The 21,075-nt window shown below is 49.1% G+C and carries 17 protein-coding genes and 1 tRNA gene; 12 read left to right on the top strand and 6 right to left on the bottom strand.

Annotation, left to right across the window (positions count from 1 at the left end):
- Positions 1–12: 12 nt before the first annotated feature.
- Positions 13–588, bottom strand: a complete 576-nt coding sequence (locus B5F25_RS13335) for a DUF3575 domain-containing protein (RefSeq protein ID WP_087250106.1) — start codon at positions 586–588, stop codon at positions 13–15.
- 710 nt (positions 589–1,298) lie between these two features.
- Positions 1,299–2,636: an NADP-specific glutamate dehydrogenase gene (gdhA, locus tag B5F25_RS13340; RefSeq protein WP_022039514.1), complete on the bottom strand. Its 1,338-nt coding sequence runs from the start codon at positions 2,634–2,636 to the stop codon at positions 1,299–1,301.
- 230 nt (positions 2,637–2,866) lie between these two features.
- Between gdhA and B5F25_RS13345 the strand changes: the two genes are divergently transcribed.
- Entirely contained in the window at positions 2,867–5,824 is a 2,958-nt protein-coding gene (locus B5F25_RS13345) for a PEP/pyruvate-binding domain-containing protein (protein WP_087250107.1), read from the top strand.
- A gap of 224 nt (positions 5,825–6,048) precedes the next feature.
- On the opposite strand, the gene B5F25_RS13350 is transcribed toward B5F25_RS13345, so the two are convergent.
- Positions 6,049–6,122: transfer RNA gene (locus B5F25_RS13350), tRNA-Thr, on the bottom strand.
- 341 nt (positions 6,123–6,463) lie between these two features.
- On the opposite strand from B5F25_RS13350, the gene B5F25_RS13355 reads away from it, so the two are divergent.
- The 9 genes from B5F25_RS13355 to B5F25_RS13395 all read left to right on the top strand — a co-directional run bounded on the left by B5F25_RS13355 (position 6,464) and on the right by B5F25_RS13395 (position 15,628).
- Entirely contained in the window at positions 6,464–6,994 is a 531-nt protein-coding gene (locus tag B5F25_RS13355; protein WP_087213316.1) for a DUF4199 domain-containing protein, read from the top strand.
- Between the two features lie 11 nt (positions 6,995–7,005).
- Positions 7,006–7,956: a glycosyltransferase family 2 protein gene (locus B5F25_RS13360; RefSeq protein ID WP_022039648.1), complete on the top strand. Its 951-nt coding sequence runs from the start codon at positions 7,006–7,008 to the stop codon at positions 7,954–7,956.
- Positions 7,957–7,958: 2 nt separating this feature from the next.
- Entirely contained in the window at positions 7,959–8,471 is a 513-nt protein-coding gene (locus tag B5F25_RS13365; protein WP_087213323.1) for a DUF6452 family protein, read from the top strand.
- Positions 8,419–9,132, top strand: coding sequence for a DUF6048 family protein (locus B5F25_RS13370; RefSeq protein WP_087213328.1), 714 nt, complete (start codon positions 8,419–8,421; stop codon positions 9,130–9,132). Before B5F25_RS13365 ends, B5F25_RS13370 begins: the two co-directional genes overlap by 53 nt.
- 116 nt (positions 9,133–9,248) lie before the next feature.
- Positions 9,249–9,818: a manganese efflux pump MntP family protein gene (locus B5F25_RS13375; protein ID WP_087250109.1), complete on the top strand. Its 570-nt coding sequence runs from the start codon at positions 9,249–9,251 to the stop codon at positions 9,816–9,818.
- A 157-nt stretch (positions 9,819–9,975) separates the two neighbouring features.
- Positions 9,976–10,989, top strand: coding sequence for an FAD:protein FMN transferase (locus B5F25_RS13380; RefSeq protein WP_087213334.1), 1,014 nt, complete (start codon positions 9,976–9,978; stop codon positions 10,987–10,989).
- Between the two features lie 121 nt (positions 10,990–11,110).
- Positions 11,111–13,105 carry an oligopeptide transporter, OPT family gene (locus tag B5F25_RS13385; protein ID WP_087250112.1) on the top strand — a complete coding sequence of 665 codons (1,995 nt, stop codon included), beginning with the start codon at positions 11,111–11,113 and terminating at the stop codon, positions 13,103–13,105.
- A 157-nt stretch (positions 13,106–13,262) separates the two neighbouring features.
- A complete protein-coding gene (locus B5F25_RS13390; RefSeq protein ID WP_087250114.1) occupies positions 13,263–14,102 on the top strand; it encodes an alpha/beta hydrolase in 840 nt (279 codons plus the stop codon).
- A 119-nt stretch (positions 14,103–14,221) separates the two neighbouring features.
- Positions 14,222–15,628 carry an amidophosphoribosyltransferase gene (locus tag B5F25_RS13395; RefSeq protein ID WP_022039641.1) on the top strand — a complete coding sequence of 469 codons (1,407 nt, stop codon included), beginning with the start codon at positions 14,222–14,224 and terminating at the stop codon, positions 15,626–15,628.
- A gap of 253 nt (positions 15,629–15,881) precedes the next feature.
- On the opposite strand, the gene B5F25_RS13400 is transcribed toward B5F25_RS13395, so the two are convergent.
- A complete protein-coding gene (locus tag B5F25_RS13400; protein ID WP_087250116.1) occupies positions 15,882–17,096 on the bottom strand; it encodes a BamA/TamA family outer membrane protein in 1,215 nt (404 codons plus the stop codon).
- A gap of 202 nt (positions 17,097–17,298) precedes the next feature.
- On the opposite strand from B5F25_RS13400, the gene pepT reads away from it, so the two are divergent.
- Together pepT and gcvT are read left to right on the top strand one after the other, a co-directional pair.
- Positions 17,299–18,525: a peptidase T gene (gene pepT / locus B5F25_RS13405; RefSeq protein ID WP_022039638.1), complete on the top strand. Its 1,227-nt coding sequence runs from the start codon at positions 17,299–17,301 to the stop codon at positions 18,523–18,525.
- 115 nt (positions 18,526–18,640) lie between these two features.
- Positions 18,641–19,726 carry a glycine cleavage system aminomethyltransferase GcvT gene (gene gcvT, locus B5F25_RS13410; RefSeq protein ID WP_087250118.1) on the top strand — a complete coding sequence of 362 codons (1,086 nt, stop codon included), beginning with the start codon at positions 18,641–18,643 and terminating at the stop codon, positions 19,724–19,726.
- Between the two features lie 52 nt (positions 19,727–19,778).
- Here the strand turns inward: gcvT and B5F25_RS21830 are convergent, their stop codons facing one another.
- Together B5F25_RS21830 and B5F25_RS13415 are read right to left on the bottom strand one after the other, a co-directional pair.
- Positions 19,779–19,949 (bottom strand): hypothetical protein, encoded by a 171-nt coding sequence (locus B5F25_RS21830; RefSeq protein ID WP_158100085.1) that lies wholly within the window; start codon positions 19,947–19,949, stop codon positions 19,779–19,781.
- A gap of 146 nt (positions 19,950–20,095) precedes the next feature.
- Entirely contained in the window at positions 20,096–20,992 is an 897-nt protein-coding gene (locus tag B5F25_RS13415; RefSeq protein WP_087209256.1) for a helix-turn-helix domain-containing protein, read from the bottom strand.
- Positions 20,993–21,075 lie beyond the last annotated feature (83 nt).

Here is a 21,075-nt window from a genome sequence, read left to right on the forward strand (position 1 = left end):
TCGTTCCTCCTTTTAAAATACATAAATCAGGTTGATTGCCGCTTTTGTAGGTCCGAAGTAGTTGTGGGATTTGTTCTCTTCCAACAAGTCACCGCAATGGGGGCATTCGTATTTGTCGTATTGGCTATACACGTAACCGATGCCGATTTCCGCCTCTACGCTCCAATGCTTGGAAAGCATCCATTGGTATCCGTAAACGATACCCGCTCCCAGCATCCAGCCTTCGAAACGATGGTCTTGCAGTTGGCTGAAATCGGTGCCCAAGAAAGTGAAATCGGTATTCCAGTTGCCCATGTTGTAGATGCCGCCCAAGAGATGCGCACCCACGAAATGACCGTTAAAGGCCTCGCAGAACCAATAACGTGCCTCGGGCTGGAAAGAAAGTTGCTTCCACTTCTTGTTGTCGGAAAAAGACCAAGGATTCCAGTTGGCTGACACATCTAAGGTCCATTTGGGGGCCAGACGAGTTTCAGCACCAATGTTTATCGTAGTGGTTGCATCATAAAACAGATTCGTTTTCACAGCCCAATCTTGTGCAAATGCCGAAAGGTTGCAGCACAAGAGAAGAATAGACAGTAAGCGTTTCATAATATATTGTAATTCTTTATTTTTTCCTTTCATCTGAGATACAAAACCGCATTTCATGCTGTATCTTTGTATTCCTATCCTCTTCGACTATATCTCCGAAAAAATCCTTTGTCTTGTCTGTCTTTTGTCCCTGCAAACATAGATATAATATTTTAATCATCAAAATAAATTCATTGTTTTTTTCAAAAAAATAAAATAAAATTCTTATAGGAGTGCTGTAGCGAGGGTAGCATAGTGGAGGAGGTACACCTTATTTGATATAATGCGAATCGGGAGTTAAAAGGGAGTTGGAAGAAATTATTGTCCGCAGGTGGGTTGGAAGTTTGGCGGTCAGTACATTTGTATCGGTTTCAGAGGCAGGAATATTGCTCTGGAAAGTAAGATATACTTCAACCGCGAATGAATATATACTTCAACTGCGAATGAATATATACTTCAACCGCGAATGAATATATACTTCAACTGCAGATGAAGATATACTGCAATCAGATGGGGTATATTTTAGGGGCAGGAGGACATTGCTTTGGGATAATCGAATGTTATTTTGATGCGCCTTCGGAATGTGTCCACTTATCCATGTGGATGAATTCAGGGCGTATGCGATACGCCCCTACAGCAAAAAGCGCTGCTTACCTTCACAGGCGAGCAGCGCAGCTACAATACAAAATACAAATACAACTAAACGAGATATTATTATAAAACGTCCTGTTTTATACAATTCCTTGTGCCATCATGGCGTGTGCCACTTTCATGAATCCGGCAATGTTGGCACCTTTTACATAATTGATGTAACCGTCAGGCTCGGTGCCGTACTTCACACATTGTTCGTGGATGTTGTGCATAATCTGATGCAACTTGTCATCTACTTCCTGTGCGGTCCAGCTGATGTGCATGGCGTTCTGGCTCATTTCGAGTCCCGAGGTCGCTACACCTCCTGCATTGACGGCTTTTCCCGGTGCATACATCACCTTGTTTTCGATGAATGCATCGATGGCTTCGGGTGTGCAACCCATGTTGGAAATTTCTCCGACACAAAGAACGGAATTTTTTATCAAATTACAAGCGTCTTCGCCATTTAATTCGTTCTGAGTGGCGCAAGGAAGTGCGATATCTACCTTTACTTCCCACGGACGGCGTCCCGGATAGAAGGTTGCGCCCGGATATTTTTCGGCATAGGGTGCTACCACATCGTTTCCCGAAGCGCGGAGTTCGAGCATGTAGTCTATCTTTTCACCGCTTACTCCGTCGGGGTCGTAAATATATCCGTCGGGACCGGACAGGGTGACTACCTTAGCTCCTAACTGGTTGGCTTTCGTTACGGCTCCCCATGCTACGTTGCCGAAACCTGATACGGCGATGGTTTTGCCCTTGATGTCGATGCCTTTCTTGTCGAGCATGTGTTTTACGAAGTACAGTCCGCCGAAACCTGTGGCTTCGGGACGGATAAGTGAACCGCCATATTCAAGTCCTTTGCCTGTAAAGGTGCCGGTAAATTCGTGTGTCAGTTTCTTGTACATGCCGAACATGTATCCAACCTCGCGTCCGCCTACGCCGATGTCGCCGGCAGGCACATCCATGTCGGGACCCAGATGGTGGTAAAGCTCCAGCATAAAGGCTTGGCAGAAGCGCATGATCTCGGCTTCGCTCTTGCCGCGCGGTGAGAAGTCGGAACCGCCTTTGGCGCCACCCATGGGCAAGGTGGTAAGGGCGTTTTTGAATGTTTGTTCGAATCCTAAGAATTTCAGGATAGACAGGTTGACTGATGCGTGGAAACGGATGCCGCCTTTGTAAGGACCGATGGCATTGTTGAATTGGACGCGATAGCCCAGGTTGACTTGCACTTTGCCTTTGTCGTCTACCCACGGCACACGGAATGTGATGATGCGGTCGGGTTCTACCAGCCGCTCGATGAGCGATACCTTTTCGAACTCGGGATGCTGGTTGTAAATATCTTCGATAGAAATCAATACCTCTTTTACGGCTTGCAAATACTCAGATTCACCGGGATGCTTGGCCTCCAGCGATGACATGATTCGGTTGATGTCCATAACTATTTATCTTTAAGGTCTGACAAAATGAAATGTTTCTTTATGCAAAGGTAGGATTTTAAACGGATAAACCAAATAATTCTGTATGAATTTATCTGTAAAAACTGATAAAAAGTTAAAAGCCGTATGGCAGGTCATTGGCGGCAGGTAAAGTTTGTACGCCGATAAGTTGCATAAATCAAGAGAAATCCCGAAATTTGTTTGAGAAATCAAGCTTAAATCCGATAGCTATGCTCAATAAGTTAAAATTAAACCAACTCTATTTCAAGGATACCCAGTTTGTCAACCTGATGACGAAACGTATCTTTAATGTACTTCTGGTTGCCAATCCGTATGATGCTTTCATGCTGGAAGACGACGGGCGCATCGATGAGAAAATCTTTATCGAGTATATGAACCTGAGCCTTCGTTATCCGCCGCGTTTCACGCAGGTGTCTACCGAGGAAGATGCCTGGAAGCAGTTGGAAAACACCCGTTTCGAGCTGGTCATCTGTATGCCCGGCACCGATAATAGTGATACGTTTGACATCGGCAGGCAAATCAAGGAGAAATATCCGCATATTCCGCTGGTGGTCCTGACCCCGTTCTCGCACGGCATCCGCGAGCGGATGGAGCACGAAGACCTGAGTGTCTTTGAATACGTGTTCTGCTGGCTGGGGAATACCGACCTGCTGGTGTCTATCATCAAGCTGATAGAGGACAAGATGAATCTGGAGCATGATGTCAAGGAGGTGGGTGTGCAGATGATTCTGCTGGTAGAAGACTCCATACGGTTTTATTCGTCGGTATTGCCTAACCTTTACAAGTTTGTGTTGCGCCAAAGCCAGGAGTTTGCAACGGAGGCGCTGAACGAGCACCAGCGTACCTTGCGCATGCGCGGGCGTCCTAAGATTGTATTGGCACGCACTTATGAGGAGGCGTTTGACCTTTATACCCGTTATCAGAACAATACCTTGGGGATTGTTTCCGATGCGCGTTTCCCTCGAGAAGGGAAGATTGACCCGCAGGCAGGCATCCGCTTTCTTACCGAGGTGCGTAGCCGGAGTCCGTTTATCCCTTTGATTTTGCAATCGTCGGAAGCTTCGAACCGGGAGTTTGCCACCCACATTCATGCCCAGTTTGTCGACAAGAATTCCAAGAAGATGAATCTGGACTTGCGGCAGGCTGTGTCCGAGCATTTCGGCTTCGGTGATTTTGTGTTCCGTGACCCGAAGACCAAGGAGGAAGTGGCGCGGGTGCATAACTTGAAAGATTTGCAGAACGCCATTTTCTCTATCCCCGCCGACTCGCTGCTGTATCATATCGGGCGTAATCACGTGTCCCGCTGGTTGTATTCGCGTGCTATATTTCCCGTGGCAGAGTTCCTGAAGCAGATTACGTGGGAGTCGTTGCAAGACATTGATGCCCACCGGCAGATTATCTTCGAAGCCATTGTGAAATACCGTAAGATGAAAAACCAGGGTGTCGTAGCGGTATTCCAGCGCGACAGGTTCGACCGCTATTCGCACTTTGCCCGCATCGGTGACGGTTCGTTGGGAGGAAAGGGGCGCGGACTTGCCTTTATCGACAACATGGTAAAGCGTCATCCCGAGTTTGAAGAGTTTGAGAATGCCACGATAGCCATTCCGAAGACGGTGGTGCTCTGTACGGATATATTCGACGAGTTTATGGAAACCAACCAGCTCTACCAAATAGCCCTGAGCGAAGCGGATGACGAAGTGATATTGCGTGCCTTTCTGCGTGCGAAGCTGCCCGATAACCTGGTAGAGGACTTTTTCGCTTTCTTCGATGTGGTGAAGGCGCCGATAGCCATCCGTTCGTCCAGCTTGCTGGAAGACTCGCACTATCAGCCTTTTGCCGGTATCTATTCTACTTATATGATTCCGTATATGGATGACAAGTACGAACGCCTGCGGATGCTGAGCGATGCGATAAAAGGTGTATATGCTTCGGTGTTCTATAAAGACAGCAAGGCGTATATGCAGGCTACCAGCAACGTTATCGACGAGGAAAAGATGGCAGTAATCCTGCAGGAGGTAGTGGGTACGCAATACGGCGACCGTTACTATCCTGCCATATCGGGCGTGGCACGTTCGGTCAATTATTATCCTATCAATGACGAACTTGCCGAAGAAGGTACTGTCAGCCTGGCATTGGGCTTGGGCAAATACATCGTCGACGGCGGATTGACCCTGCGTGTGTGTCCGTATCACCCTGATAAGGTGTTACAGACCAGTGAACTGGAGATGGCGCTTCGCGAGACACAGACCCGCTTTTATGCCCTTGACCTGAAGAACCTGGGACACGACTTTTCGCTGGATGACGGGTTCAATCTCTTGAAGCTGCCGGTGAAGGAAGCCGAGGCGGACGGTTCGCTGACATACATCGCTTCTACTTACGACCCTTATGATATGGTTATCCGCGACGGTATTTATCCCGGCGGGCGCAAGGTGATTACCTTTGCCAATATTCTTCAGCACGATGTGTTTCCTTTGGCACGTATTCTTCAGCTGGTACAGAAGTATGGTCAGGGTGAAATGCGCCGTCCGGTAGAGATTGAGTTTGCCGTTAACCTGAACGCCCAAGAGAAGTCCGGCACTTTTTATTTGCTTCAAATCCGTCCGATGGTGGATATGAAAGCCGATTTCAACGAAGACCTGGAAGCCATCCCCGGAGAGCGTTTGTTGCTGAAAAGCGAGAATGCGTTGGGGCAGGGTGTGATAGATGATATGCAAGATGTGATTTATGTGAAGACGGAAGGTTATTCGGCTTCGAACAACCAGCTGATAGCCTATGATATCGAGAAACTGAACCGGCGTTTCCTTGACGAAGGCAAGCACTATGTCCTGGTAGGTCCGGGCAGGTGGGGAAGCAGTGATACCTGGCTGGGTATTCCTGTGAAGTGGCCCAATATTTCGGCGGCACGTATTATCGTTGAGGCTGGTCTCACCAATTACCGTGTCGACCCTAGCCAGGGTACGCATTTCTTCCAGAACCTCACGTCATTCGGGGTAGGCTATTTTACCATCAATGCTTATTGCGGCGACGGGGTGTTCAATCAGGAATTGCTGGATGCCATGCCTGCTGTGGAAGAGACGAAATTTATCCGTTGGGTGCATTTCGACAAGCCGCTTACGGCAAAGATGAACGGGAAGAAGAAGCTGGGAGTGGTGGAATTGCCGGAATGAGTAACCTGTTTATTATATAACTATTCACTACAGAGGCCACAGAGTGCCACAGAAGAATAGGTCAATAAACAATATGCTAATGTGAAAATAAATTAGCACATTGCCCTATTATTCATTGACACATTAAATCTGTGTCCTCTGTGGTGAGAATCATCGCACGATAAATTCAAAACAGTTCCTAAAAGAAAAGGTTGCTTCCTTTTACAGAAAGCAACCTTTTTTCGAGCCTCTTGTCGGATTCGAACCAACGACCCCGAGATTACAAATCACGTGCTCTGGCCAACTGAGCTAAAGAGGCAGGTGGGTAAGCTTACCATATCGCGCCGCTACAACCAACTACCTTTGCTGCGATCAAGCCCTGGAGGATTCGAAGGGAGCTGGCCGTATGGGACTTACCCGTATTTCAAAAAACTTGCAATCCCTGAACTATCGGCGCGATATTTCTTGATTGCGGGTGCAAAGGTAGGTATTTTTTCTGAATATGCAATACGTCTTCTGAAAAAAATGCAGAAAAAATGAAGAGACGTCATTTTTCATGCTTTTATTACGCTGAATAAGTACAAAAAACGTACTTTTGTACGCAAATAAAGTTATCCGTTACGGAGGGTATACTCTTTTAATCTATTTAAAGTAAAGAAAATGACACCAGACAGACCAATCGGTATTCAAGAGCATGCAATGAGATTCGGAACCTATATGGGAATCTTTTGGATTATCAAATTCATATTTCTTCCATTAGGGTTTAAAATTCCCTTGCTGCAACTCCTTTTTATATTGGGTACGCTGTTTGTCCCCATATTGGGATACTTGTATGCACGCAAATTCCGGAATACATATTGCAACGGAACCATTCCGTTTTTCCGTGCTTTCATCTTTACCGTATGCATGTATGTCTTTGCGGCCATGCTGGCGGCGGTAGGGCACTATCTTTATTTCCGGTTTATCGACCAAGGATTCTTGTTTGACATGTACAGGCAACAGCTGAACGAGGCAAAGGCTATGCTTCAAGGTGATCTGGCAACTTCCATAGACCAGCTTATGCTTGCTTTTGATACGATAGCTTCCCTGAGTCCCATTCAACTCACTTTTCAACTCATTACGCAGAATGTATTCTATGGCATTTTGCTTGCCTTGCCTACAGGCTTGTTAGTTATGAAATATAAAAAATAAAAATCAGTATTATGGACATATCAGTAGTCATCCCTTTATATAATGAAGCCGAGTCGTTGCCCGAACTGCATGCATGGATAAAACGGGTAATGGATGCCAATCATTTTTCGTATGAAATCATCTTCGTCAATGACGGAAGCACCGACCGCTCGTGGAATGTCATCGAGGAACTGGGCAAAAGCAATCCGGAGGTGAAAGGCATCAAGTTCCGCCGTAATTACGGGAAGTCGCCCGCCCTGTACTGCGGATTCGAACGGGCAGAAGGCGATGTGGTCATTACCATGGATGCCGACCTGCAAGACAGTCCCGACGAAATTCCGGAACTGTACCGGATGATTACGGAGGACGGGTATGACCTGGTTTCGGGCTGGAAACAGAAACGCTATGACCCGCTCTCGAAAACCATACCCACCAAGCTTTTCAATGCAACGGCACGGGCGGTGTCGGGCATACACAACCTGCACGATTTCAACTGCGGGCTGAAGGCATACCGGCGTGAAGTGGTGAAGAACATCGAAGTGTATGGCGAAATGCACCGGTATATCCCGTACCTGGCAAAAAATGCAGGATTTGCCAGAATCGGTGAAAAGGTGGTGCATCATCAGGCACGTAAGTACGGAAAGACCAAATTCGGGCTGAACCGCTTCGTAAACGGTTACCTCGACCTGCTTACGTTATGGTTTCTTTCCACTTTCGGGGTGAAGCCGATGCACATCTTCGGCTTTCTGGGTTCTATTATGTTTTTGTTGGGATTCATATCGGTGGCTGTTATCGGATTCAACAAGCTGCACGACATGTATTGCGGAAATCCGTACCGGCTGGTGACCGAAAGCCCGTACTTCTACCTGGCGCTGACCACGATGGTTATCGGCACACAATTGTTCCTTGCCGGATTCATCGGCGAACTGATAGCCCGCAACGCTCCCGAACGAAACAAGTATCAAATCGAAAAAGAACTGTAACGATGAAAAGACTACCGGTCATATTCTGCATATTGGCGTTAGCAGGACTGTTGGTTCCAGGCTGTGAAGTGGAAAACTGCCCGCCCAACGCCTTGTCGTACCTGCATTTTTCGCTGGTAGACCAAAACGGACGGACATTCAATACTTCTGACACCATCACTATCGTAGGTCAGACCACTTCTTCTGATACACTTGTATCTGACACGCTTATCAATCAGGAGGCGGCGGCAAGCAGCTTCAGCCTTCCTTTGAGCTACGATGCCTACACCCAGTTTATCTTTATCTATCACGCGCTGGATGTCGGTTATGTGGGACGCGACACCATCCGGATTGACCACCGGAACATCCCGTATTTCACCAACCTGGATTGCGGAAGCATGATGTTCTACGAAATCACCGGCACGGCGCACACCCACCACAGGCTCGACTCTATCACCATCACTAACCCGAATATCGACAACAATGAGAAAGAAAATATCCGCATCTATTTCACTGTTTCTGGTGTTGAGCAGTAGCCTTCTCTTTCTGTTCCCTGCCCCGTCATGGGCACAAAAGAAAGACAAGGAGCAGCTAAAGGCCGACTACAAGGCTTCCCCGTTCTATCAGGGAAGTTCTATCGGCGTGGAAATAGCCGGCATAGGCGGCTACCTGCTGGGAGGAGACATCATGAGCAGCGAAATTTTATTGCAAAGTAACCTGAAGAACCGTTTTTTGCCTACCCTCGAAATAGGTTACGGGAAAACCGATGTCGTCAATGATGCCAACGACATGCACTACAAGACATCGGCGCCTTATTTCCGGATAGGCATGGACTATAACGTGTTCTACCTGAAGCCTTACCTGCCCGGTTATCTGTATGTGGGCCTGCGTTACGGCATGAGTTCGTTCACCTACGACGTGAGCGGACCTGACATGACTGACCCCAATTATGGAGGGACTACGGTGCCTTTTTCGTATTCGGGCATGAAAAGCAAGGCAAGCTGGCTGGAAGGTGTAGTAGGCATCAAGGTAAGGATTTACAAACGTTTCCACATGGGATGGGCGGTGCGCTACAAGATGCGCATGAGCATCGACAATCACGAGAACTCGGTCCCTTGGTACGTGCCCGGCTTTGGCAAGAACGCCAGCAGCAGCTTCAACCTGACGTATAACTTGATTTATAATCTTCCGTTTTAAGGGAACAAGGTGACAAGGAGACAAGGTGACAAGGTCTTGAATAGTTAACCAAAGTATCTGAAACCTCGTCACCTTGTTAACTCGTCACCTTGTCAACTAACTAATAACTGACACAAATGGGTATATTCGCAATTCTTTTGCTTGCCGTGAGCCTCGCCATCGATTGCTTCACGGTGTCCGTCACCAGCGGCATCATATTACGGCGCATCCGGTGGAATACGTTTCTGACGATGGCGTTCTTTTTCGGCTTCTTTCAGGCTTTGATGCCTTTGCTGGGCTGGCTTGGGGCAAGCCATTTCAGCCACCTCATCGAGGCTTACGACCATTGGATAGCCTTCGGGCTGCTCGCTTTTTTAGGCATCCGCATGATACGCGAGCATTTCAAGGACAGCGAAGAACACAGCTTCGACCCTACCCGGCTGAAGGTCATCATCACCCTTGCCATTGCTACCAGCATTGATGCACTGGCGGTGGGCATCTCGTTTGCCTTCACCGGATTCAAGGAGCTACGGAACCTGCTTCTTCCGCTCGTTGCCATCGGACTTGCCTCGTTCGTCCTCTCACTGGCAGGAAGCCTTATCGGCATCTTTTTCGGGAAACGCTTCAACTTGCGGATGGAATTGTTCGGCGGGCTGGTATTGATAGGTATCGGCGTAAAGATACTTTGCGAACACTTACTCGGTTAGAAAATGGAGAATGACAATATGTATACAAAATTAAACGATATAAGGAAACGCAGATTTTCGCAGATTCGCGCAGATTTAATCAATATTAAAAATAATCTGCGAAATCTGCGTAAATCTGCGTTTTAAACTGACACATTCATAAACTAATCACAACGATATGAAGAAAAAAAACGGACTGAAATGGCAAATCCCTTTCCTGCTGCTGCTCGTCGTGGGCACCGTATGGATATTGCGCAAGCAGGCACCTTACCAGACCGACCAGGGGCTGGTGTTCGGTACGATGTATAAAATCACTTACCAGTCGAAAGAGAACCTGAAAGCCGAGATAGAAGCCGAGCTGCAACGGGTAGACCGTTCGCTTTCGCCTTTCAACAAGGCATCGGTCATTACGCGCATCAACGACAATACGGATATGCAGACCGACTCCCTGTTCGACTATGTGTACCGCCTTGCCCGGCAGGTATCGGAAGAGACACACGGCGCGTTCGACATTACCGTTGCTCCGCTGGTGAATGCCTGGGGATTCGGGTTCAAGAATGCATCGCAAGTAGATTCGGCTACCATCGACAGCTTGCGCCAATTCGTCGGATACGATAAGGTGAAGCTGGAAAACGGAAGGATTGTCAAGAGCGACCCGCGCACGATGTTGGACTGCAGTGCCATTGCCAAAGGCTTCGGTGTAGACTGTGTGGCACGCCTGCTGGACCGGAAAGGGATACGCAACTATATGGTAGACATCGGGGGAGAACTGGTGATGAAAGGCGAAAACGCGCAGATGAAACCCTGGCGCATCGGCATCAACAAGCCCATAGACGACTCGCTGGCGGTGAACCAGGAGCTGCAGACCGTATTGCAGGTGAGCGGCGTAGGGCTTGCCACTTCGGGCAACTACCGCAACTTCTATTACAAGGACGGCAAGAAATACGCCCATACCATCGACCCGCGTACAGGCTACCCGATACAGCACAACATCCTCTCGGCTACGGTCATCGCCGACAACTGTGCCAAGGCAGATGCTTACGCCACCGCTTTCATGGTATTGGGGCTGGATTCTGCCAAAGCCGTCTGCCGTGCCCATCCCGAGCTGGACGCATACTTTATCTATAGCAAGGACGACGGAAAGACGGACATCTACTACACCGAAGGGATGGAGAAGTACATCGCAAGATAGGTTATAATTAATAATTAACAATTAATAATTAATAGCTGACAGTTTACATTACACCGGGAACGATGCATAAGGCTTTATCTGGCACGAAAAGATAAATTGAAACTAAAAATAATAACACAACATGAAAGAAACAGATGAAAAACCGACGGGACTGCCCGAAAACGCGTTCCGTCCACTGAAACCGGGCGAACAATACCACCCCCTGATGTCGCCCGACAAGAATTATCCCGAAGTAAATGCCTGGTCGGTGACGTGGGGCATTGCCATGGCAATACTCTTCTCGGCAGCAGCGGCATACTTGGGGTTGAAAGTTGGGCAGGTATTCGAAGCCGCCATCCCCATCGCCATCATTGCCGTGGGAGTGTCTGGAGCCGCCAAGCGTAAAAGCGCACTGGGCGAAAACGTCATCATCCAGTCCATCGGGGCATGTTCGGGCGTTATCGTAGCTGGAGCCATCTTCACCCTTCCGGCACTTTACATCCTTCAGGACAAGTATCCGGAAATGACGGTCGACTTCTTCCAGATGTTCATCAGCTCTTTGCTGGGAGGTATCCTTGGTATCCTGTTTCTCATTCCTTTCCGCAAGTATTTCGTAAGCGAGAAGCACGGCGAATATCCTTTTCCCGAAGCCACCGCCAGCACGCAGGTGCTGATTTCGGGCGAAAAGGGAGGAAGCCAGGCGAAACCGTTGCTCTTTGCCGGACTCATCGGCGGTCTGTACGACTTTATCGTAGCTACCTTCGGGTGGTGGAACGAAAACTTCACCACTCGCGTGTGTGGCTGGGGCGAAACGATTGCCGACAAGGCGAAGCTGGTGCTTAAAATCAATACCGGAGCAGCGGTCTTGGGGCTGGGGTATATCGTAGGGTTGAAATATGCCGCCATTATCTGCGCCGGCTCGCTCGCCGTATGGATTATCATCGTGCCGGGCATCGCAATGCTGTGGGGTGACCAGATATTGAACGCCTGGAATCCGGCTATCACGCAGACCGTAGGCTCGATGTCGCCCGAAACCATCTTCGCCGAATACGCCAAGAGTATCGGCATCGGAGGCATCGCCATGGCGGGCATTATCGGCATCGTGCGCTCGTGGAGCATCATCAAGAGTGCCGTAGGGCTTGCCGCCAAAGAGATGAAAGGCAAGAAGGCAGATGCCGGTGTGGTGCGCACACAGAAAGACTTGTCGATGAAAATCATCGCCATCGGGTCGATTGTCACCATTATCCTTGTGGCGTTGTTCTTCTATTTCGATGTGATGCAAGGCAATTTGCTGCACACCATTGTAGCAATCATCCTCGTGGCAGGCATCTCGTTCCTGTTCACCACGGTAGCCGCCAATGCCATTGCCATCGTGGGTACCAATCCCGTATCGGGCATGACACTGATGACGCTGATTCTGGCATCGGTGGTGATGGTTGCCGTAGGGCTGAAAGGTGCTACGGGCATGGTTGCGGCATTGGTTATGGGAGGCGTGGTATGTACCGCCCTCTCGATGGCAGGCGGCTTCATTACCGACCTGAAAATCGGCTATTGGCTGGGAAGCACGCCCGCCAAGCAACAGACGTGGAAATTCCTGGGCACACTGGTATCGGCTGCTACCGTAGGCGGCGTTATCATGATATTGAACAAGACCTACGGATTCTCTTCGGGCGCACTTGCCGCACCGCAAGCCAATGCCATGGCTGCCGTTATCGACCCGCTGATGAACGGTGTGTCAGCTCCGTGGCTGCTCTATGGTATCGGTGCCGCACTGGCATTGGTGCTGACTTATTTCAAAGTCCCGGCACTTGCCTTTGCCTTAGGTATGTTTATCCCCTTGGAGCTGAACCTGCCGCTTATTGTAGGCGGTGTCATCAACTGGTACGTCACCACCCGTAGCAAGGACGAAGCAATCAATGCGGCACGTGGAGAAAAGGGCACTTTACTGGCTTCGGGCTTCATTGCCGGCGGTGCACTGATGGGTGTGATAAGCGCCGCGATGCGTTTCGGAGGCATTAACCTGGTGAACGAAGCATGGCTGGAAAACCCGATGAGCCAAGTGGTATCGCTCATTGCATACGCACTCCTTATTATATATTTAGTAAAAGCGAGTATGAACATTAATAAAGTTGACTAGATGACAAGGTACTAGGTACTAGGTTTTAGATACCATTAGCAAAACTATTCAAAGCCTAGTCACCTAGTCCCTAGTACCTAGTCACCTAGTCCCTAGTACCTAGTCACCTAGTACCTAGTCACCTAGTCCCTAGTCACCTAATAAAAAATAAAACACCATGAAAAAGTTAGCATTAATGAGTTTACTCTTTGTTTCTACGCTGCTTGCGGCGCAGGAACCTGTCAAAATCAAGTTGTGGCAAAACGGCGCGCCCAATGACAACGGCATGACCAGCCAAGTGGAAAAAGGTCCGCTCTATGTAGCAGAACCGACCATCGAAGTCTATCCCGCTAAAGAAAGCAACGGACTTGCCATCGTGATGTGCCCGGGAGGTGGATACAGCCATCTCGCCATGAACCACGAAGGGCATGATATGGCAAACTGGTTCAACAGCCAAGGCATTACATACGCCGTACTGACCTATCGTATGCCTAACGGAAACAATGAAGTCCCCCTGAGCGATGCCCAACAGGCACTCCGCATCATGCGCCAGCATGCAAAAGAATGGAACATCCAAAAGCTGGGCATCATGGGCGCTTCGGCAGGCGGACATCTGGCAAGTACCGCCGCAACCCATTTCACAGACGCAGAGACACGTCCCGACTTCCAGATTCTGTTCTATCCAGTCATTACGATGGATCCTGCTTACACCCATATGGGTTCTCACGACAACCTGTTAGGAAAGAATCCTTCAAAAGAACTCGAACAAAAGTACTCGAACGAACTGCAAGTCACACCCGAAACTCCCCAGGCATTCATCATGCACAGCAGCGATGACGGTGCCGTACCCGTAGCCAACAGCGTGAACTATTATACGGCACTGGTGAAAAACGGTGTCTCGGCAAGTCTGCACACCTATCCCGTCGGCGGACACGGCTGGGGATTCCGCGACAGCTTCCCTTACAAACGCCAATGGACCGGTGAGCTGGAGAAATGGCTGCGTGAGCTCGACCGCTAAACATACAGAAGCTGGCTGGAAGGAAAATTCTCTTTCCGCCAGCTGTTTTTTCGGTACTTTTCTGTAATTTTGCAGGCGATTTACTTACTTTACAATTTTAACAACTTAACATAGCAAAAATGGGTGGTTTTTTCGGAACAGTCTCTATGGCTGAATGTGTGACCGATTTGTTTTACGGTACGGATTACAATTCGCACTTGGGAACCAAACGTGCAGGGATGGCTACTTACGATGAAACATCGGGTTTCGCAAGGTCGATTCATAGTATAGACAATTCGTACTTCCGTACCAAATTCGAGTCGGAGTTATCAAAGTTTAAGGGCAAATCGGGTATCGGCGTTATCAGTGATACCGACCCACAACCCATTATGATTAATTCACATCTGGGACGGTTTGCGATAGTGACGGTCGCCAAAATCAATAATATCTCCGAACTGGAGAAAGAATTGCTGGATGCCAATATGCACTTTGCCGAAATGAGTATGGGGAAAACCAACCCTACCGAGCTGGTGGCATTGCTCATCGTGCAAGGAAAAAATTTCGTCGAGGGCATTGAAAACGTATATGCCAAGGTGAAAGGCTCGTGCTCGATGCTGCTTCTTACCGAGGATGGTATCATCGCCGCCCGTGACCGGCTGGGACGGACGCCCATCATCATCGGAAAGAAAGAGGGCGCGTATGCCGTGACCAGTGAGTCGTGCAGCCTGCCCAACCTTGATTTCGAGATAACCGGCTACGTGGGACCGGGCGAGATAGTCCGTGTGCGTGCCGGAGGCGTAGAGCAGCTGCGCAAGCCCAACGAGGAGATGCAGGTATGCTCCTTTCTGTGGGTGTATTACGGCTTCCCCGTGTCGTGCTACGAGGGGCGCAACGTAGAAGAAGTGCGCTTCAAGAGCGGTTACGAGATGGGACGTACCGATGAGTCGGAAGTGGACTGCGCCTGCGGCATTCCCGATTCGGGTGTAGGCATGGCGTTGGGCTATGCCGAGGGCAAAGGCGTACCTTATCACCGTGGCATTGCCAAGTACACTCCTACCTGGCCGCGCAGCTTCACACCCAGTAACCAGGAGATGCGCTCGCTGGTGGCAAAAATGAAACTTATCCCCAACCGTGCCATGCTGCAAGGCAAACGGGTGTTGTTCTGCGATGACTCCATCGTGCGTGGCACCCAGTTGCGCGACAACGTGAAAATCCTCTACGACTATGGTGCCAAGGAAATCCACATGCGTATCGCCTGCCCGCCGCTGATTTACGGCTGTCCGTTCATCGCCTTTACCTCGTCGAAGAGCGACATGGAACTGATTACTCGCCGCATTATCGAAGAGATAGAGGGTGACGGCAATGCGAAATTAGACCGCTATGCCACTACTGGCTCACCCGAGTACAATGAACTGGTAGAACGTATCCGTGCGCGATTTGGTCTCACATCGTTGAAATTCAATACGCTGGAGACGCTGATAAACGCCATAGGCTTGCCTAAGTGCAAGGTCTGCACGCATTGCTTCGACGGTTCGAGTCGCTTCTGATTTCCCTTTTCTCACCAATTGGCAATGGATAATTGACCATTATTCTAAGCCGGAGTAGTTGTCAATTGTCTGTTGTCATTGTCATTACCGTTGTGATGCAACTATAATGGATACGGGGGACATATATATGCACACACGGACGGATATAGTTGCATATTTCCGAGTGGCTATAATTACCTGCCAAATCTGCGTTAATCCGCGAAAATCTGTGTTTTCAGAACTTGTCGTATATTATTGATTACTTATCGACGGATCAGAACGCTTCTGTCATGTTGAAATAGAACAGGTTCTGGCGGTTGATGAAGTTGCGCCCGAAGTCGAGGCGGACGTTCATGCGCGGCTGCACTTCGATGCGCAGGCCCAAGCCGGCGTTGGGCAACACGCCTTCTATCTTCACCGGATTAGGACCCATGAATCCGGCTCCTCCCCAGGCTACGAAGCCCAAGTGGTGGACGATGCGCTTCAGCCAGTTGCTGCGGTCGGTGTTGAACATCTGGCGGTATTCCACCAGTGCCACGTGGCCGCTCTTGTCGCGGTATTGCCCCATGTAGTATCCGCGCAGGTCGAACGGTGTACCGCTCAGCACGTATTTGTTCAGTGGAATGTTGTTGCCGAATACGTTCTTGGTCTGTACCGTCCAGGCGAGTACTTTCCGTTCGCCTACCGACTTGTATTGGCGGTAATCCAGCTCGAAGCGGTAGAAATCGTTGTCACTTCCCAGCCATTTCTGGTACAGCAGTCCACGGATGTCGAAGTACAGCCCTCGGTAAGGGTTGGCAGGAATGTCACGCGTGTCGTAGGTGACGAGGAAGCCGATGCCCGAGCTGAAGTTCTTGTAGCCCGATTCGTTACCTCCGGCGCGCACGTAATCTGCTTGGTGTGCCAAATGCTTTGCCGGACTGCTTATCTTGTCGTAGTTCAGGTCGATTTGCGGGCCGATAAACCAGTCGGTCTCCTTGATGCGGAACAGAAACCAGGGGTTTATCTGCACACCGCTGTAGCGGTATTGGCTGGTACTGTCACTCCGCTCGTAATTTTTGTTGGTAGAATAGCCCACGCCGTAGAAGTTCTCTTGCGTGTTTTTGTAAGTGAATTGTCCGAAGATGCGGAAGCGGTCGTTCTTGAAAAACAGTTGGGGCTTTACTTGGATATTCAGTCCGCCTTTGAAGATGAATGCCATGGCAAAGGGGAGTACTGAGCGGCGCATGGTAGTGTCTTTGGGATTCATGCGGAACGTCATCAGTGCACTTCCGCCTACCAGAAATCCGAAGTCGGGGCTGAAGCTGGGTCCTCCCAATATATTGTAATGGAAGTTTCGTCGTGCTACCTTCTGGCGGTGCAGTTCTTTCTTGCTCAGAGTCATTGGCGGGGAAAGCGTGTCGGCAGGAAGCCGGAGGGTGTCCGTCTCTTGGGTAAAGCCGAGCGATGCCGTCAAGCACAGGATGCAGAGTGTAATCAGTTTTTTCATATTCAAAATGTTATCAGTCGCAAAGGTATAAAAACTTGGGCACTTGGAGGCTTAAAATTAGAAGAACTTAATTAAGTTTGTGGTCTTGTATGGCTTTTTAATGCTCTCGGTATAGCTTTTTAACTTCGTATGTTTGGCGGTATGCCGGCTATTTTCTACTTTTACATCACTAATCATTGCTAAAAATTTAACTTAAAAGATTATGACAGTAATAGAACGTTTTTTGAAGTACGTTTCTTTCGACACTCAGTCGGACGAGAATGCCGGTGTGACACCCAGCACTCCCGGACAGATGGTGTTCGCCAAATATTTGCAATCGGAATTGGAAGCATTAGGGCTGGAGGAAATCTCACTCGACGAGAACGGTTACCTTTTTGCTACCCTTCCGGCTAATGTGGACCGTGATATCCCTACCATTGGTTTCATCGCTCACATGGATACCAGTCCCGATATGTCGGGTGCGGATGTACGTCCGCGCATTGTGGCCGATTACCAAGGTCAGGATATACCCTTGTGTGAGGAAGAAGGTATCGTGTTGTCACCCGGACAGTTTCCCGAATTGCTCGACCATATAGGCGAGGACTTGATAGTGACTGACGGGCGAACCCTGCTGGGAGCCGATGATAAGGCAGGCATTGCCGAAATCGTAGGGGCAATGGCTTATCTGAAGGAGCATCCCGAAATCAAGCATGGAAAAATCCGCATCGGTTTCAATCCTGACGAGGAAATTGGACTGGGAGCGCACAAGTTCGATGTGGAGAAGTTCGGATGCAAATGGGCATACACGATGGACGGAGGCGAAGTGGGTGAGCTGGAGTTTGAGAATTTCAATGCGGCTTCGGCAAAGGTGCAGGTAAAAGGTCTGAACGTGCATCCTGGATATGCCAAAGGCAAGATGGTCAATTCGTTGCTGGTAGCAAACGAGTTCGTGTCCTTGCTCCCTGATGCCGAAACTCCTGCCACGACCGAAGGCTACGAAGGTTTCTTCCACCTGATAGGTATGGAAGGAGAGGTGGAACATACTACGGTTTCGTACATTATCCGCGACCATGACCGTGTGAAATTTGAGGCACGCAAGGCGCTGATGAAAGTGTGTGCCGACAAGCTGAACGAAAAATACGGAGCGGGTACGGTAACGGTAGAGGTGAAAGACCAATACTACAACATGCGCCAGCAGGTAGAGCCGCTGATGCACATCATTGATATCGCTTTTGCTGCCATGCAGGAGGCAGGTGTGGAGCCGAAAGTGAAAGCTATCCGCGGAGGTACGGATGGCGCCCAGCTCTCGTTTAAAGGCCTGCCCTGTCCAAACCTCTTTGCCGGCGGCTTGAACTTCCACGGGCGTTACGAGTTTGTGCCCATACAGTCTATAGAGAAAGCCATGAAGGTGGTAGTGAAGATTGCCGAGCTTACCGCCAGGCGGTATTGATTTTGTTAATTATGCGAATCAGGAGTATAACTATGTTTAACTCCTGATTTGTTGATAAAAAAATCGGTTAATCTGTGGTGATGACCTTAATAATAAACCTTAACATGAAAAACAGATGAAAACAACTCCATTTACAGAGAAACACATCGCGCTTGGCGCAAAGATGCACGAATTTGCGGGCTACAATATGCCTATCGAATATTCTGGAATCATTGACGAACATCTTACGGTGTGCAACGCCGTGGGCGTGTTCGACGTCTCACACATGGGCGAATTTTGGGTGAAAGGTCCTTATGCGCTCCAGTTTATTCAAGATATTACTTCGAACAATGCGGCTGTGCTCACGCCGGGTAAGGTACAATATACGTGCTTTCCCAATGAAACCGGGGGGATCGTCGATGACTTGCTGGTGTATTGCTATGAGCCGGAAAAGTATATGCTGGTGGTAAATGCCGCCAACATCGGGAAAGACTGGGACTGGTGTGTATCGCACAACCGTGCCGGTGCTGAACTGGAAAACGCTTCCGACCGTATGGCACAACTTGCCATACAGGGACCGAAAGCTTTGTCTGTGTTGCAGAAACTGACCTCGGTAAATCTGGCAGAGATACCCTATTATCATTTCTGTGTGGGCGATTTTGCCGGGGTACCGCAAGTGATTCTCTCGAATACTGGCTATACCGGAGCCGGAGGCTTCGAACTTTATTTCTATCCGCAAGATGCGATACACATTTGGGACGCTATTTTCGAGGCTGGAGCCGAGTTCGGCATCAAGCCTGCCGGATTGGGCGCACGCGACACATTGCGCTTAGAGATGGGTTTCTGTCTGTACGGCAATGACATCGATGATACCACATCGCCCCTCGAAGCCGGACTGGGGTGGATTACAAAGTTTGTAGAAGGCAAGGATTTCCCCAATCGTGCAGCACTCGAAAAGCAGAAAGCCGAAGGTGTTGCCCGCAAGCTGGTAGGTTTTGAGATGGTAGACCGCGGCATCCCGCGCCACGGCTATAAGTTGGCGGATGCCGATGGAAATGAAATCGGACATGTCACTTCGGGCACCATGTCGCCTACTCGCAAGATAGGTATCGGTTTGGGCTATGTACAAACCGCTTTCTCGAAACCCGGTACGGAAATCTATCTGGACAACCGCGGGCGGAAGCTGAAAGCACAAGTCGTGAAGCCGCCTTTCCGCAAGTGATGTTTTCACCGCAGAGAATGTATAATTACTGTTTTTCGATTTACGAAGTAAACTAAGAAGCTGTTTTGAATTTCTCCAAAAAGTTTTTCTTGGCTTGATGTATCCGTTTTCGTGTGTGCTTTGGGCGATTTTTTGGTCCTTTTCGCTCCTGTTCTTCGTCAGATAGCCCGCTATCTTCCTCATCACACAAGCGGAAATGCCTCAAAAACTCATCCCAAATCATCACACGATAATTCAAAACCGTTTCTAAAATCGTAAATATTGAATCCCGCAAACATCCCATGTAGGGGCAAAATGCGGATATTCATTTAGTAAATAGTCAAATCGTAAATTTAAAAGACTCTGTGTCCTCTGCGGTGAAATATCCATTCAGTTCTGTGCCAGCCGGTACTCGTTAGGGGCAAGACCGGTGATTTTCTTGAAGATGAAATTGAACTGCTGGAGAGTAGGGAAGCCCAGTCGGGAAGCTATCGCCGCTACGCTATCGGTATTTGCCAGAAGCATCTTTCTGGCGGTATCCAGGCGTTTCAGCTGGAAATACTCGTGCAGGTTTTTTCCGGTCTCGAATCGTAGCAGGTCGTTGAAATATGCCACAGACAGCTTCAGTTGTTCTGCACAATAGTCGGGGGTGGGCAATATGCCGTGTTTCAGTTGGTCTGATGTGATATAATTATCCAGTATCCTGTCCATGTGGCGTAACAGAGCTTTGTTTTTATCTTCGCGGGTAATGAACTGCCGTTCGTAATAACGCGTGCAATAATCCAGTAACAGTTCGATGTAGTGCGAGATAAGCGTGCGGCTGAACCGGTCGATGGGGTGGCGCAGTTCTTCTTCCGTTTCTTGAAGGCATGTCACGATTTTGTTTTTCTCGCGCAGGGAGAGGTGCAGGGCTTCCTCTTTCCGGTAGGCGAAAAACGAATAATGCCCGAGGCTATGTTCGAGCGTAGTGTTGTAAAGCAAGTCGGGATGGAAAGCAAGCAGCCATCCTTGTGTCGGAAGTACGTGCTTGTCATTGATGCCAAACGAGTGTTGGGGAGGCAAGAAGACCATGGTGGCGGTGGAGAAATCGTAATATTTCCGTCCGCAACAGCATTCCTCTTCCATACCGTTTTCTATCAGCAAGACGGTATAGAAATCAAATCGGATAGCCTGTTGTGTCACATTCGCATTGTCCAGGCGGATGACGCTGGCTTGTGGGTGCAAGGTTTTGCATCCCAGGCAGCAGTTGCATTGGTGTACGGTCTTGATGTCTAATGTTTCTTTCATTGTTTTCTTGCATCTGTTACGGGACGCAAAGATAGACTTTTATCTGCAATCCTTTTATACCCGTTTTACGGAGTGATGTATCG

Source organism: Bacteroides sp. An19 (assembly GCF_002160215.1).
GTDB classification, from domain to species: Bacteria; Bacteroidota; Bacteroidia; order Bacteroidales; family Bacteroidaceae; genus Phocaeicola; species Phocaeicola intestinalis.

Coding starts and splice junctions, on each gene's coding strand:
- B5F25_RS13345 (WP_087250107.1), top strand. CDS start 2,867: ATGCTCAATAAGTTAAAATTAAACCAACTCTATTTCAAGGATACCCAG.
- B5F25_RS13360 (WP_022039648.1), top strand. CDS start 7,006: ATGGACATATCAGTAGTCATCCCTTTATATAATGAAGCCGAGTCGTTG.
- gcvT (WP_087250118.1), top strand. CDS start 18,641: ATGAAAACAACTCCATTTACAGAGAAACACATCGCGCTTGGCGCAAAG.
- B5F25_RS13380 (WP_087213334.1), top strand. CDS start 9,976: ATGAAGAAAAAAAACGGACTGAAATGGCAAATCCCTTTCCTGCTGCTG.
- gdhA (WP_022039514.1), bottom strand. CDS start 2,636: ATGGACATCAACCGAATCATGTCATCGCTGGAGGCCAAGCATCCCGGT.
- B5F25_RS13365 (WP_087213323.1), top strand. CDS start 7,959: ATGAAAAGACTACCGGTCATATTCTGCATATTGGCGTTAGCAGGACTG.
- B5F25_RS13385 (WP_087250112.1), top strand. CDS start 11,111: ATGAAAGAAACAGATGAAAAACCGACGGGACTGCCCGAAAACGCGTTC.
- B5F25_RS13375 (WP_087250109.1), top strand. CDS start 9,249: ATGGGTATATTCGCAATTCTTTTGCTTGCCGTGAGCCTCGCCATCGAT.
- B5F25_RS21830 (WP_158100085.1), bottom strand. CDS start 19,949: ATGATTTGGGATGAGTTTTTGAGGCATTTCCGCTTGTGTGATGAGGAA.
- B5F25_RS13395 (WP_022039641.1), top strand. CDS start 14,222: ATGGGTGGTTTTTTCGGAACAGTCTCTATGGCTGAATGTGTGACCGAT.
- B5F25_RS13335 (WP_087250106.1), bottom strand. CDS start 588: ATGAAACGCTTACTGTCTATTCTTCTCTTGTGCTGCAACCTTTCGGCA.
- B5F25_RS13355 (WP_087213316.1), top strand. CDS start 6,464: ATGACACCAGACAGACCAATCGGTATTCAAGAGCATGCAATGAGATTC.
- B5F25_RS13390 (WP_087250114.1), top strand. CDS start 13,263: ATGAAAAAGTTAGCATTAATGAGTTTACTCTTTGTTTCTACGCTGCTT.
- B5F25_RS13415 (WP_087209256.1), bottom strand. CDS start 20,992: ATGAAAGAAACATTAGACATCAAGACCGTACACCAATGCAACTGCTGC.
- pepT (WP_022039638.1), top strand. CDS start 17,299: ATGACAGTAATAGAACGTTTTTTGAAGTACGTTTCTTTCGACACTCAG.
- B5F25_RS13400 (WP_087250116.1), bottom strand. CDS start 17,096: ATGAAAAAACTGATTACACTCTGCATCCTGTGCTTGACGGCATCGCTC.
- B5F25_RS13370 (WP_087213328.1), top strand. CDS start 8,419: ATGAGAAAGAAAATATCCGCATCTATTTCACTGTTTCTGGTGTTGAGC.